This is a genomic window from Tenacibaculum litopenaei (genome assembly GCF_964514025.1).
Classification (GTDB): domain Bacteria; phylum Bacteroidota; class Bacteroidia; order Flavobacteriales; family Flavobacteriaceae; genus Polaribacter; species Polaribacter litopenaei.
Genome location: NZ_CAZEQT010000008.1, coordinates 39,377 through 52,771 on the forward strand (window position 1 = coordinate 39,377; position 13,395 = coordinate 52,771).

General features: G+C 37.9%; 14 protein-coding genes and 2 tRNA genes. 8 read left to right on the top strand and 8 right to left on the bottom strand.

Going from position 1 to position 13,395, the window contains the following annotated elements; all coding sequences use genetic code 11:
- Nucleotides 1–339 precede the first annotated feature (339 nt).
- A complete protein-coding gene (locus ACKTS5_RS18000; RefSeq protein ID WP_408045279.1) occupies nt 340–618 on the top strand; it encodes a hypothetical protein in 279 nt (92 codons plus the stop codon).
- A gap of 1,103 nt (nt 619–1,721) precedes the next feature.
- On the opposite strand, the gene rpsT is transcribed toward ACKTS5_RS18000, so the two are convergent.
- The 4 genes from rpsT to proS all read right to left on the bottom strand — a co-directional run bounded on the left by rpsT (nt 1,722) and on the right by proS (nt 3,847).
- Nucleotides 1,722–1,973, bottom strand: a complete 252-nt coding sequence (gene rpsT / locus ACKTS5_RS18005; RefSeq protein WP_408045280.1) for a 30S ribosomal protein S20 — start codon at nt 1,971–1,973, stop codon at nt 1,722–1,724.
- Between the two features lie 35 nt (nt 1,974–2,008).
- Nucleotides 2,009–2,080, bottom strand: a tRNA-Glu gene (locus ACKTS5_RS18010).
- Nucleotides 2,081–2,210: 130 nt separating this feature from the next.
- Nucleotides 2,211–2,282: transfer RNA gene (locus ACKTS5_RS18015), tRNA-Glu, on the bottom strand.
- Between the two features lie 86 nt (nt 2,283–2,368).
- A complete protein-coding gene (proS, locus tag ACKTS5_RS18020) occupies nt 2,369–3,847 on the bottom strand; it encodes a proline--tRNA ligase (RefSeq protein WP_408045281.1) in 1,479 nt (492 codons plus the stop codon).
- Between the two features lie 145 nt (nt 3,848–3,992).
- Here proS and ACKTS5_RS18025 point away from each other — a divergent pair, with 145 nt between their 5' ends.
- The 5 genes from ACKTS5_RS18025 to porT all read left to right on the top strand — a co-directional run bounded on the left by ACKTS5_RS18025 (nt 3,993) and on the right by porT (nt 8,994).
- Nucleotides 3,993–5,150 (top strand): hypothetical protein, encoded by a 1,158-nt coding sequence (locus tag ACKTS5_RS18025; RefSeq protein ID WP_408045282.1) that lies wholly within the window; start codon nt 3,993–3,995, stop codon nt 5,148–5,150.
- Between the two features lie 29 nt (nt 5,151–5,179).
- Entirely contained in the window at nt 5,180–6,541 is a 1,362-nt protein-coding gene (locus ACKTS5_RS18030; RefSeq protein WP_408045283.1) for an OmpP1/FadL family transporter, read from the top strand.
- A gap of 102 nt (nt 6,542–6,643) precedes the next feature.
- Nucleotides 6,644–7,540 carry a NifU family protein gene (locus ACKTS5_RS18035; RefSeq protein ID WP_408045284.1) on the top strand — a complete coding sequence of 299 codons (897 nt, stop codon included), beginning with the start codon at nt 6,644–6,646 and terminating at the stop codon, nt 7,538–7,540.
- 19 nt (nt 7,541–7,559) lie between these two features.
- Nucleotides 7,560–8,288 carry a bifunctional demethylmenaquinone methyltransferase/2-methoxy-6-polyprenyl-1,4-benzoquinol methylase UbiE gene (ubiE, locus tag ACKTS5_RS18040; protein WP_408045285.1) on the top strand — a complete coding sequence of 243 codons (729 nt, stop codon included), beginning with the start codon at nt 7,560–7,562 and terminating at the stop codon, nt 8,286–8,288.
- 1 nt (nt 8,289) lies between these two features.
- Nucleotides 8,290–8,994 (top strand): type IX secretion/gliding motility protein PorT/SprT, encoded by a 705-nt coding sequence (gene porT, locus ACKTS5_RS18045; RefSeq protein ID WP_408045286.1) that lies wholly within the window; start codon nt 8,290–8,292, stop codon nt 8,992–8,994.
- 283 nt (nt 8,995–9,277) lie between these two features.
- Here porT and ACKTS5_RS18050 read toward each other — a convergent pair whose 3' ends face one another.
- From ACKTS5_RS18050 to ACKTS5_RS18060, 3 genes are read right to left on the bottom strand one after another with little or no spacing between them, the layout of a single operon-like run.
- Nucleotides 9,278–10,144: a mechanosensitive ion channel family protein gene (locus ACKTS5_RS18050; protein ID WP_408045287.1), complete on the bottom strand. Its 867-nt coding sequence runs from the start codon at nt 10,142–10,144 to the stop codon at nt 9,278–9,280.
- 27 nt (nt 10,145–10,171) lie between these two features.
- Nucleotides 10,172–10,399 carry a hypothetical protein gene (locus tag ACKTS5_RS18055; protein WP_408045288.1) on the bottom strand — a complete coding sequence of 76 codons (228 nt, stop codon included), beginning with the start codon at nt 10,397–10,399 and terminating at the stop codon, nt 10,172–10,174.
- A 5-nt stretch (nt 10,400–10,404) separates the two neighbouring features.
- On the bottom strand, nt 10,405–10,977 hold the full coding sequence (locus ACKTS5_RS18060) for an RNA polymerase sigma factor (protein WP_408045289.1): 573 nt from the start codon (nt 10,975–10,977) through the stop codon (nt 10,405–10,407).
- A 223-nt stretch (nt 10,978–11,200) separates the two neighbouring features.
- Here ACKTS5_RS18060 and ACKTS5_RS18065 point away from each other — a divergent pair, with 223 nt between their 5' ends.
- Nucleotides 11,201–12,064 (top strand): sigma-70 family RNA polymerase sigma factor, encoded by an 864-nt coding sequence (locus ACKTS5_RS18065; RefSeq protein WP_028891227.1) that lies wholly within the window; start codon nt 11,201–11,203, stop codon nt 12,062–12,064.
- A 142-nt stretch (nt 12,065–12,206) separates the two neighbouring features.
- On the top strand, nt 12,207–12,863 hold the full coding sequence (rpe, locus tag ACKTS5_RS18070; RefSeq protein WP_408045290.1) for a ribulose-phosphate 3-epimerase: 657 nt from the start codon (nt 12,207–12,209) through the stop codon (nt 12,861–12,863).
- Between the two features lie 37 nt (nt 12,864–12,900).
- Here the strand turns inward: rpe and ACKTS5_RS18075 are convergent, their stop codons facing one another.
- Nucleotides 12,901–13,323, bottom strand: coding sequence for a CBS domain-containing protein (locus ACKTS5_RS18075; RefSeq protein WP_408045291.1), 423 nt, complete (start codon nt 13,321–13,323; stop codon nt 12,901–12,903).
- Nucleotides 13,324–13,395: the final 72 nt, after the last annotated feature.

Consider the following 13,395-nt stretch of genomic DNA (forward strand, 5'->3'; position numbering starts at 1 on the left):
CATTTATCAGCTTATCAACAAAAATCAGTGATCAAATCACCTCGAAAAGCTCGAAAGGCTGTTGATAACTGTCCATTAGCAGTGAATTTCACCAAAATAACTACTATTCCCCTACTTTTCAACAATAATCAACCATCAAATCACTCTGAAAAGACTCGAATGACTGTTAATAACGGTATACCATCCAAAAAAATTTAAGAAAATACAGGCTTTTCAGCTGCTCATTAACAATGAGAAGCCGTCCGATGTCCTCAAAAAGCCAATGCTGCTGTTCATAAGCACGCAGATTATGGGAATTCCACACTAAATCCCCCATTTATCAGCTTATCAACAAAGTCAGTGATCAAATCACCTCGAAAAGTCCGAAAGTCTGTTGATAACTGTCCATTAGCAGTGAATTTTACCAAAACAACTACTATTCCTCTACTTTTCAACAATAATCAACTATCAAATCGCTTTAAAAAGGCTCGAATGACTGTTGATAACGGTATACCATCCAGAAAATTTAAGAAAATGCAGGCTTTTGGACAGCTTATTAACAATGGTCAGCAATCCATTACCCTCAAAAAGCCAATGCTCCTGTTCATAAACACGCAGATTATGGGAATTTCACACTAAATACCCCATTTATCAGCTTATCAACAAGAATAACCATCAAATCATTCTAAAAAGACTCCAATGACTGTTGATAACGGTATACCATCCGGAAAAATTTTAAAAAATGTGGGCTTTTCAGCTGCTTATTAACAACGGTAAGCAATCTAATACCCTCAAAAAGCCAATGCTCCTGTTCATAAGTTCCCAAATCATGGAAATTTCAAGGAGAACTCCCTCTTTTATCAGCTTATCAACAAGAATAAACCATCAAATCACTCTGAAAAAACTCGAATGACTGTTGATAACTGTATACCATCCGGAAAAATACTAAAAAATGTGGGCTTTTCAGCTGCTTATTAACAATCGTAAGCCGTCCGATGCCTTCAAAAAGCCAATGCTCCTGCTCATAAGTTCGCAAAACATGGAAATTTCAAGGAGAACTCCCTCTTTTATCAGCTTATCAACAAGGCTAAACGATCAAATAACCCTGAAAAGGCTCGAATGACTGTTGATAACGGTGTGGAATCCAGAAAAATTTAAGAAAATGTAGGCTGTTCAGCTGCTTATTAACAAATATTAGTAATCCAATACCCTCAAAAAGCCAATGCTCCTGTTCATAAGTACGCAGATTATGGAATTTTCACGTTGAAGTCCCCTTTTTATCAGCTTATCAACAAGAGTGGGCTATCAAATTCCCAAAAATAGAATCTAGGCCTGTACATAACTCTATATACTGGGAAATTTTACCAAATGTAGACTTTCCGCCTTCTCATTCATTGGAGCAATGCATCTAGTTAAAAGCATTTAGCCCCATTCTTATTTGAAATAAAGGAATTCATGAATCTGAGCAATTAGTTGCTTCCTAACGAAAATAATCGACAGCTATAGAGGAAATAGTGACTAGGAAAAGGATTATCAAATAGATGTAACGTATTTTTGACAAGACTACTGCCAGATGCAATAACGTAAGAAAGGAGCGCAGGCATAACGAACAATCAGCGCTGTTCACGAATAAATTAATAAATGTCCAGCCAATTCAGTTCGACCGATAAAAAGTATGCAAACACAAAAAAGACGCTTCTGATGAAACGTCTTTTTTAACTATTAACTAACCTTAAAACTTTTTATAAAGCTGCTACGTGCTTAGCCAACTTTGACTTTAAATTAGCCGCTTTATTTTTATGAATAATGTTGTTTTTTGCTAATTTATCTAGCATAGAAACAACTGACGAAAACATTCCTTCTGCTTCCTTCTTATCTGTCGCAGCTCTTAATTTTCTAACAGCATTACGTGTAGTTTTATGCTGATACTTGTTTCTTAAGCGCTTAGTCTCGTTACTTCTTATTCTCTTTAATGCTGACTTATGATTTGCCATTTTCCTAAATTCTTATATGTTTATAAAAAACTTTGTAGTCCGTACGGGAATCGAACCCGTGTTACCAGGATGAAAACCTGGCGTCCTAACCCCTAGACGAACGGACCAAAACAATCTTTGTGATTGCGGGTGCAAATATACAACTTAATTTTATACTTGCAAGGTTTTTTTTATTTTTTTTACCAGTCCGTTGTTCTGATAAAAAAAGCTCCGATAAAGTTCGAAGCTAAAACTTTGTAGTCCGTACGGGAATCGAACCCGTGTTACCAGGATGAAAACCTGGCGTCCTAACCCCTAGACGAACGGACCAAAACAACCATTTGTGATTGCGGGTGCAAATATAGAAACTCTTTTTAATTACACCAAAACTTTTATCACATTTTTTTGTTTTTTTTTTAATATGCTTTTGCAAATAGCACTCTTCTACCTGAAGGCTTGCCAGTTAGCACACAATTACCATTTTCCTCTTTTACATCATTAGGAATACAACGAATCGTTGCTTTTGTCAATTCTTTGATTTTATCTTCTGTTTCGATACTACCATCCCAGTGTGCAGATACAAATCCACCTTTGTTTTCAATGGCGTCTTTAAACTCTTCAAAAGTATTTACCTCGGTAATGTGATCGTTTCTGTAGGTAAGTGCTTTATTATACAAACTTTCTTGAATCTCGTCTAACAAGGCTGCTACAGCTTCCACAACACCTGACTGATTCATCGTTTGTTTTTCAAATGTATCTCTTCGCGCTACCTCAACAGTACCGTTTTCAAGATCGCGTTTACCAAGTGCAATACGTACAGGAACTCCTTTCATCTCGTACTCTGCAAATTTTGCTCCAGGACGCAAAGTATCTCGATGATCAAATTTTACTGAGATTCCCTTCTCCTTAAATGCGGCAATCATAGGTTGTACTTTATCACTAATAGCATCTAATTGCTCTTCTCCTTTATATATAGGAACAATAACAACTTGAATTGGCGCCAATTTCGGTGGTAATACCAACCCTGCATCGTCTGAGTGCGTCATAATCAATCCTCCTATCAAACGCGTTGATACTCCCCATGACGTAGCCCAAACGTACTCTTGCTTTCCTTCTCTTGAAGTATACTTTACATCAAAGGCTTTCGCAAAATTCTGCCCTAAGAAATGTGAGGTTCCCGCTTGTAAGGCTTTACCATCTTGCATTAAAGCTTCAATAGTATAGGTTTCATCAGCTCCAGCAAAGCGTTCACTTTCCGATTTAGCCCCGCGAACTACTGGCATTGCCATAAAGTTCTCTGCAAACGTGGCGTATACTTCTTGCATTTGTTTTGCTTCTACTAACGCTTCCGCTTTGGTGGCATGGGCTGTATGCCCTTCTTGCCATAAAAATTCAGCCGTTCTCAAAAACAAACGCGTTCTCATTTCCCAACGCACTACATTGGCCCATTGGTTAATTAACAATGGTAAATCTCTGTGCGATTGTATCCATCCTTTATAGGTATTCCAAATAATCGCTTCCGAAGTAGGACGCACGACTAGCTCTTCCTCCAATTTTGCTTCAGGATCCACGCGTAACTTCCCTTCCCTGTCAGGATCTGTTTGTAAACGGTAGTGCGTAACAACGGCACATTCCTTAGCAAAACCTTCCGCATTCTTTTCTTCAGCCTCGAACAAACTCTTGGGCACAAAAAGAGGGAAATAAGCGTTTTGATGTCCTGTTTCTTTAAACATTCTATCTAATTCAGCCTGCATGTTTTCCCAGATCGCAAAACCATAAGGTTTGATCACCATGCACCCTCTAACTGCCGAGGTCTCAGCTAAATCCGCTTTAACGATTAACTCGTTATACCATTTAGAATAATCTTCTGCTCTTTTTGTTAAATGTTTGCTCATAATTAAAAGTTTGGCACAAAAATTGTTATCTTTTATGCGTAAATTATCTGTGCAAAGCTACATTAAAAAGCCTATAAGCCCAACAAAAAATAGCATTTTGCCAAAGCAGGTAAAAATAAACCGTTCTAACTTAAATTTGTCAGAGATGAAAATAGATTACACCAAAACCAAGCTCCCGTTTTTATTAGTACTAGGATTCATGATTAGCACCTTAGCTTCCTGCGGATCGGCGCAAACAATTGCGGGTAATGATGATGGCATCTACGACGACGAACCCGTAGTTTACGAGGAAGTAGAGCGCAATGCACCTCGCGAAGTTATTGAAGAAGAGGAAGAAGAAAATTACTTTACCAAAGAGGTAGAACGCTTAGGTACCTTAAACGGAACAGACGTATTTACCGACATCGAAAACTACCGCTCTGACGATACAGATTTCGATCCTGAAGAAGATATAGTTGACGAACAACAACCGAGAACGAGAATTACTTACAATGCCAATGAGCCTTGGGGTTACCAATCGAGTAGTGACGTAGTTGTCAATATCAATACAGCACCCTCTTGGGGATGGTATAATGATTGGGGATGGAACTCGTGGAGCTATCGTCCTTGGTGGCGCAGAGGTTATACCGTTTGGGGATTCAACTCGTGGGGCTACGATCCTTACTGGGACTTCTACCAACCGTATTACGGTTACAGTTACTGGGGATGGAATAATTTCAATTGCCCTCCTTACTACAGAAATGCACGTCCTTACTATTACAGAAATTACCGTCGCGGTGCCAATCCATACCGTGCCGTAACTTCTAGAAGAGCTTACAATACACACCGATACACCAACCGTTCAATTGCATCAAGACGCTCAAACGGTTATAGAACAAGTACCAGAACTCGTAGATCAAGAGGATATAGTAACAATGTGCGCAGCACGAGAAATGTTCGCAGTACACGCTCAGTACGTTCAACAAGAAACTATACCACCGGAGGTCACAAACCTACACGAGGAGGTACTAAAAAATCAAGAGTACGCAACAACAATACTCGTTATTCAACTGGAGGGTACAAACCCTCGAATACGAGACGATATACACCAAGCCGTTCGAATTCTACTAGAAGCTATACCCCTAGCAGAACGCGACGCTCTACCAGAAGCTATACACCGAGTAGAAGTTCATCTACTAGAAGCTATAGCCCTTCAAGATCGAGAAGCACGAGAAGCTACAGCCCTAGCCGTAGTTCTAGCTCAAGCAGCAGAAGTTACTCAAGAGGAAGCTCAAGAAGCTCGAGTTCAAGAAGTAGAAGGTAGAGAACCATAACCAATTAAGCTGAAACAACATGAAACGATTATTACTTATTGCAACTGCGGTTGCCTCATCTTTTAGTGCCTATTCGCAATCATTAGATTACAATGATTTAGGCCTTATATTCTCAAGAGACGATAACTTTGGTACAGCTCGTTACGAAGCTATGAGTGGAGCCTTTGGAGCTCTTGGAGGAGATATCTCGGCATTTAGTATCAACCCCGCAGGTAGTGCGGTAGCAAAAATTAGCAGTGTTGGCGCTACTTTAGGAAATCGCAATTTATCATATCAATCAAATTTTTACGGAAATGCTGCCACCGCTGAAAACGATTACTTTAACCTGAACCAGGCGGGAGCTACCCTTACGTTTGACAATACAGGTTCTTCTGAATGGAACCGTTTTGCGCTTACCGTAAACTATAAAATAAAATCGGACTACGACTCTTTTTACTTGACCAATGGAAAAAGTGGATTTTTAAAATTCACCGAACATTTTAACGATACTCGCAGTCCGAAAATTCAATTCGACCGTTCGCTTGACCAAAGTTACTCCGTGCAACAACGCGGTCAGTTGAGTGTTTTCAATATCGGAATTTCAGCTGTGCACCAAAATAAACTGTACTTAGGAGCTTCGGTAAACTTTCACGACTTGAGTTTTAACAGAGTAGCATTGCTTAAAGAAACCAATGATGATGTTAACGGAAATGTACTAAATGCCTCTAATATCGTAGATTCATATATTCAAGGAAACGGACTCTCATTTACCATCGGATTCATTTATAAGCCTCAAAAATTCATTCGCTTAGGATTGGCCTATGAAACTCCTACATGGTACGAAGAAATCACGGAAGATTACAGAAATGACCTGAGCCTTTCGTCGGTATCTGCACTAAATATTAATGGTGGTATTGACCGCATCCGCAATGGATTTGCATATCGATTTAAAACCCACAGTAGAGTAACAGCAAGTGGAGCTTTAGTTTTTGGGAAACACGGATTGTTAAGTGTTGACTATACCTATAAAGATTTTAGAAACATTAAATTTAGAGAAAACGACACCAATTTCATCGAAGCAAATCAAAACTTTACCACGCAATTTCGCGGTAGTCACGCCTTGAGTGTCGGTACCGAATGGCGCATGGATCGCATGAGTATTCGCGGTGGGTACCACTACGAAAAGAACCCCAACCTCAACGTTGCCCTCGGTGGTAATGACAATAAAGACAATATCAGAGGTTTTTCTGCTGGTGTAGGTTATAATTTTGGAAACATGAAGATTGATTTGTCCTACAGAAAATACGAAAACCAGGAATATCAAACCTTGTATAACCTCGGTGATATCAACCTAAACAACACCACCTCTCGAATTACAGGAACTGTAACCATTAACCTGTAAGCTTCGCTGTACAATATCAAAAGCCTCATTTAAAAATGAGGCTTTTTTTTATGACAAATAATCTCAGTTTTTTACCGTAATTTTGCAATTCATTAAATGATTATGGATTCAATTAAGATAAACATACAAGAAACTAATAATGAAACCATTATTAAATTTGTAAGCAATTCAATTTTAATTAATGGCGGAAGCTACGAGTACAACAATATAGATGAGGCCAAGAACTCACCACTGGCACAGCAATTATTTTACCTTCCTTTTGTTAAAAAAGTATTTGTTACCGCAAACTTTATCGCAATTCAACGTTTTGACATCGTTAGTTGGGATGATGTAGCAGACCAAGTAAAAGAACAGATAGAAACGTTTTTACAAGAAGGAAAATCAGTAGTTAAAGAAAGTACTGCTCCCAAAGAGGCTGTAGAAGTATATGCAGAGGTAACTCCTAATCCAGGAGTGATGAAATTCGGAACGAACAAGGCACTTACCCAAACGGATGTAGAATACAAAAACATCGAAGAAGCAAGTAAATCATCTCCACTAGCACAGGCCTTATTCAACTTTCCATTTGTAAAGGAAATTTTCATTTCTGAAAATTACATTTCTATTACCAAATACGACATGATTGAATGGAATGAGGTATACCAAGAAGTGCGCGTATTTATCAGGACCTATTTGCAAGAAGGAAAAACGATTATTGCTGAACTTCCAAAAGCAGAAGAAGCTCCTCAAAGCGTAGAAGTTCCTAAAGAAAACTTGACAGATATAGAATCAAAAATTGTGGACATCTTAGATGAATACATCAAACCGGCAGTAGCTTCAGATGGTGGAAACATCGCTTTCCGCGCCTACGATGAAAATACTAAAAAGGTAAGTGTACTACTCCAAGGTGCTTGTAGTGGTTGTCCTTCATCGACGGTAACCTTAAAGAACGGAATCGAAACCATGTTAAAAGAAATGTTACCTAACCAAGTAAACGAGGTGGTAGCCATAAACGGATAATCCTGAAAGAAACAGATCTATGTCGGAACAAATCAAACCTTATAAAGATTCAGAGCTCGGAAAAAAAGAGCAAGTAGCTCAAATGTTTAACAACATTTCAAAAGACTACGACGGACTTAACCGTGTCATTTCTTTGGGCATTGATATCAGCTGGAGAAAAAAGGTTGTTAAATTGGTAGGCGAAAACCAACCGAAACAAATATTAGACATTGCCACAGGTACAGGAGATCTGGCCTTGATGATGTCAAATTTACAACCAGAACGTATCGTAGGACTCGATATCTCTGAGGGGATGTTGGAAGTAGGAAAGCAAAAGGTACGCCACGCAAAACTCGATAAGACCATTGAAATGGTTGTTGGAGACAGCGAGAACATTCCTTTTGATGACAATACCTTTGATGCGATTACCGTATCTTTCGGTGTTCGAAATTTTGAAAATTTAGACAAAGGTCTAACAGAAATATTACGCGTATTAAAACCGGGAGGAAAATTTGTAGTATTAGAAACTTCAAACCCAACAAAGTTTCCTTTTAAACAAGGATATAAATTATATACGAATATTTTCCTCCCTTTAGTAGGTAAATTGTTTTCAAAAGACAAGGTTGCGTATTCGTATTTATCAGAAAGTGCAAATTCTTTCCCTTTTGGGACTGCGTTCAACAATATTTTAGAAAAAAATGGGTTTAAGAATGCAAAGAATTTACCCGTAACTTTCGGAGTTGCGTCAATTTATACCGCTACTAAGTAATATGTTGAAGAAATTTTTAGTTTTCGTTTTCCTTTTAGGAAGTATAGGTTCTAGTATAGGACAAGTAGAGAAAGTTTTGAACTTACCCAATTTTGATAAACCTACTTTTCACTACGGTTTTTACTTAGGGCTGAATTCAAACGGCTATAAAGTCGCTTACAAACCCAGTACTATCAGTACTCCTGAAATCGAAGTACAATCTTCTGTAGGTTTTAATGTAGGGCTTATTGGTGACCTGCGATTGCACAATAATTTAAATTTGCGCTTTGAACCAGGACTGATGTCTAACACCAAAACCCTAACCTTTAAACACATTGGTGGTACCAACGAAAATATTAGAACTCGTGAAGTCAGTGCAACCTTTTTACATTTGCCTGTAGTACTCAAAGTAAGTACCAATCGTATTAATAATTTCCGTCCTTATGTGTTGGGAGGAGTTTCTTACGATTACAATTTTTCTAGTAATGAAAATAATAGCGATGACAACTTTGCCGGTAAATTCCGTACTACGACGCACAATTTCATGTACGAAATTGGAATTGGAGTAGATTTTTACCTAAACTACTTTAAGTTTTCTCCTTCTATTCGCGGTGTATTTGCTATCAACAACGAAGTGCGTTACGACAATACGAGCCCTAGTCAATGGACAGACCCCATCGATTTTATGGGAACTCGAGGTGTATTTTTACACTTAGCATTTGAATAAGTTATTACAACTATCCTAATAAAAAAGGCTTCCTGCAGGAAGCCTTTTTCTTTTTAACCTTATTAGATAGAAGTCCCCCGAAATCTATCTCTCTATAGAATGGGACACCGTTATTAGTATCAAGTCACAAATAATTTAAAAAAAAATAAAGACTGCCAAAGATGACAGCCTTTACAATGTAAAGATAAACTTCACTATTAGATAGAAGTCCCCCGAAATCTATCATTAATCGTTATCTAAAACAATAGTTCATTCACAAATATATACATTTTTTTAAAAGTCCTTAATCTTTTTTACAAACTATTTTACTGTTAACCACATCTTTAATCGGTAAAATCACCTTCTCATTTGGGGTCTGAACAGTTAGACATATATTGTCAATGGCAATGACGATTCCTTCAACATCCCCAATAACTACGCGCTGTCCGATACCTATGTTCTTTCGTGAATAGTATCCGAATAGCAAACGTCCTACCGCATCTCTTGCTCCCAAACCAAAGGCTATGGTAAAGGCTAATAAAACTGATCCGATTAATAAGGTAAGGTTATTTTTTATAACTGAGGTATCGACATTGGCCTTATCTAAAGCTGTGATTGACAAAAACACCACAATGAGGTAAAAAGCGATGTTCCCTACAACATTTCCTCCAGAAATCTCCAAGGATTTGAACATGGATTGAATGGCTTTTTTTACTACGGTACCTAAATAGGCACCGGCAACAAAAATTCCAAGAGCGGTCAATAAATTCGGAAGGACTTTGAAAAAGCTTCTAATTAAATCAGAAACCATAGTCATCCCAAACATCTCTGCTCCTACCATCACAAATACAAAAATCAGAAACCATTTCAATACGGTCAAGATAACATTGGTCAATACTATATTGATTGTCATATCGCCAAAAATCTTGGTCTTGCTCAGCTTACTTGACCATTCGTCAATCTTGGTTTTAGCTAGTGCTTTTCTAACGATATAAAGAAACAGTTTTATAGAAATCCACGAAGCCAATACGAAGGCAATAAACCCCACAACTGTTGGCAATGAATCTATAATATCGTTAAACGTTCTTTGGAAGGGCTTTAAAATATTAATTTGGGCTCCCGTTTTTTCAACTTCTTGAGGGGCCTCTGCTAATTGCTCTTGTAAAATCATGATAGTACTAGTTTTGTTGTATGCTTATTATTCTATTTCGTCTTCCGTATCCTCTTCCTTAGCATCGCTCTTTTTAGAATCTGCAGGTGTCCCTCCTCCCGCTATCAAGTCGGCAACTGTATTCGGGTATTTCACCACGAATAAGTCAGCCATATCAATGGAAAGCTTAATCATTGCCACGTCATCGAGAACTTTGTTTCTCAATACCTCGGGCAATTCCTCGTTATGTAATATTTTCTTAAATGGATTATCCATACTCATTACAACTCATTATACGTTTTAACGACTTTTGCTTTCGCTCGCTTCAAACGCATTTTTACAGCGCTTTCTCCTACTTCAAGCACGGCCGAAATATCCTTGATGCTCATATCGTCTTGATATTTCATCAAAAGAATCATTTTTTCAGCAGCTGGGATCATTTCGAGGGCTTTGGCCAGTTTATCTGACTTTAACTCGAATAAGGTGGCATCATCTATCTCATCTACTCCACTATCTTCTTCTTTTATATTATCGGTAACAACAGTTACTTTTTCCTTTTTTTTATTGCTATTACGCTGCACGTAATTCACACAAAAATTATAAGTAAAAGAATAGAGCCAAGTAGAAAATTTCGATTTCCCCTTAAAAGTACGCAATTTTACAAACAATCGGATAAAGACATCGTGCGTCAAGTCTTGCGCTTCCTCTTTGTTTTTAGAGAAACCGTAACACTTATTATAAACAACGCCAGCATAGCGATCGTACAAAACAGCGAACAAATGAGTATCATTTTTCTCTACTATTTTGGCCACTAGCTCTTCGTCAGTCCAATTTGTAGTATCAATACTCTTCAAGGGCTAAGTTCGGTTATAGTTTGTTTAGACTTGTAATACTCTGTTAGACACTCGTATTAAACTCAAGTCACTTCCGTCATATTATTTAATCAAAATTAACAATTCTTTAACAACTTCAAAGAAATTGAAAAAAAATAATTTTTTTTGTAACATTTCAAAGCATTCCTGCGTATAAGTAAGTGTAGAGAGTGAGTAATAAACAAAAAAACAGAATTTTTCTTACATGAGACAACTTAAGATTACAAAGCAGGTTACCAACAGGGAAACCGCCTCATTAGATAAATATTTGCAAGAAATAGGAAAAGTAGATTTAATTACTGCAGATGAAGAAGTAGAATTGGCACAACGTATCAAGGCGGGAGATCAGAGAGCTTTAGAAAAATTGACTAAAGCCAACTTGCGTTTTGTGGTTTCGGTTGCTAAACAATATCAAAACCAAGGATTGACATTACCCGATTTGATTAACGAAGGAAACTTAGGATTGATCAAAGCGGCAAAGCGTTTCGATGAAACACGTGGATTTAAGTTTATCTCGTATGCTGTATGGTGGATTCGTCAATCGATATTACAAGCTTTGGCAGAACAGTCACGTATTGTGCGTTTGCCTTTGAATAAAATTGGTTCTATCAATAAAATCAATAAGATGTACGCTTTCTTGGAGCAAGAAAACGAACGTCCTCCAAGTGCAGAAGAAATTGCAAAGAAGTTAGACATGACCGTGAACGACGTTAAGGAATCGATGAAAAACTCTGGTCGTCACGTCTCAATGGATGCGCCTTTAATCGAGGGAGAAGACTCTAATTTATACGATGTCTTGAACTCAGGAGAGTCTCCAAACCCAGATAAAACACTATTGCACGAATCACTTCGCATCGAAATTAATCGCGCTTTAGAAACCTTAACTCCTCGTGAGGCAGATGTTGTTAAATTGTACTTCGGCCTAGGAGAGCACCAACCAATGACCTTAGAAGAAATTGGAGAAACCTTTGATTTAACTCGTGAGCGTGTTAGACAGATTAAAGAAAAAGCTATCCGTCGTTTAAAACACACTTCGAGAAGTAAAATATTAATGACCTATTTAGGTTAATAGCCGTGGCTAGTAGTTCTCTACTAGGGCCTACAACACATTGAGAAAACGCAGACTTAGGTCTGCGTTTTCTTTTTTCTACAAATCCACATCTTTTGCGCTTTTGTTTATATTTGCAGCAAATTAACAACACAACACCACAATGGAAAAACTTGTCGCTCCTTCAGTATTAGCAGCTGATTTTGGAAACTTACAACGCGATGTAGAAATGGTCAACAATTCAAAAGCAGACTGGTTTCACATCGATATTATGGATGGAGTCTTTGTTCCGAATATTTCTTTTGGAATGCCTGTACTCAAAGCTATTGGGCAACACGCCAACAAAACACTTGACGTGCATTTAATGATTGTTGAACCTGATAAATACATCCAAACCTTTGCAGACTTAGGAACTGATATATTAACAGTACACTACGAAGCCTGTACGCACTTGCACAGAACGGTACAAGCAATTAAGGCGGCAGGTATGAAGGCTGGAGTAGCCTTAAATCCGCACACTCCCATTGCCGTTTTAGAAGATATTATCGGTGATTTGGATCTCGTGTGTATCATGAGTGTCAACCCAGGATTTGGAGGACAATCCTTCATAGAAAACACGTATAAAAAAGTAAGCCAATTAAAACATCTTATCGAGTTTAGCAACGCGAACACTTTAATCGAAATCGACGGAGGTGTTACCGATAAAAATGCGAATAAACTCATTGAAGTTGGAGCCGATGTGCTCGTTGCGGGAAGCTTTGTTTTTAAAAGCGAGAACCCAACGGAAACCATCGAAAACCTAAAAGCACTTATTAATTAAGCATAAAAAAGGCGAGGAACTATCCTCGCCTTTCTTTTTAATTGAATTGTTCCAACAGATAGTATATTAAATCTGTGGTAGTCACAATCCCTACTAAGTTCCCTTCTTCTACTACAGGTAAGGCGTGAAATTCTCGTTTTGATAAAATTTCCGAAACCTCTTTGATCGTATTTGTTGGGCTTACAGTAACTAAGTTCTTAGCCATTACTTGCTCAATGGTAAACATGTTATACACCACAGTATCCACATCTTGTTCTTCCTCGTCAATGGCATCAGCAAAACTTATTCTCAACAAATCGGTATAGCTCAACATTCCTACGATACTACTACCACTTACTACTGGGATATGACGAATTCCGTGTTCCTTAAACAACTGCTCCGCGGTTGTTAAATCATCGGTCTTATTTAAGGTAATTACATTCTTGGTCATTATCACTGAAACTGGTGTTCTTTTTTTCATTATTTCTTTGTTTTGATTCTTATTTCTAGTTCAAATTTCATAAAAAACAAGCCCGAAATTCCTGATATTTAT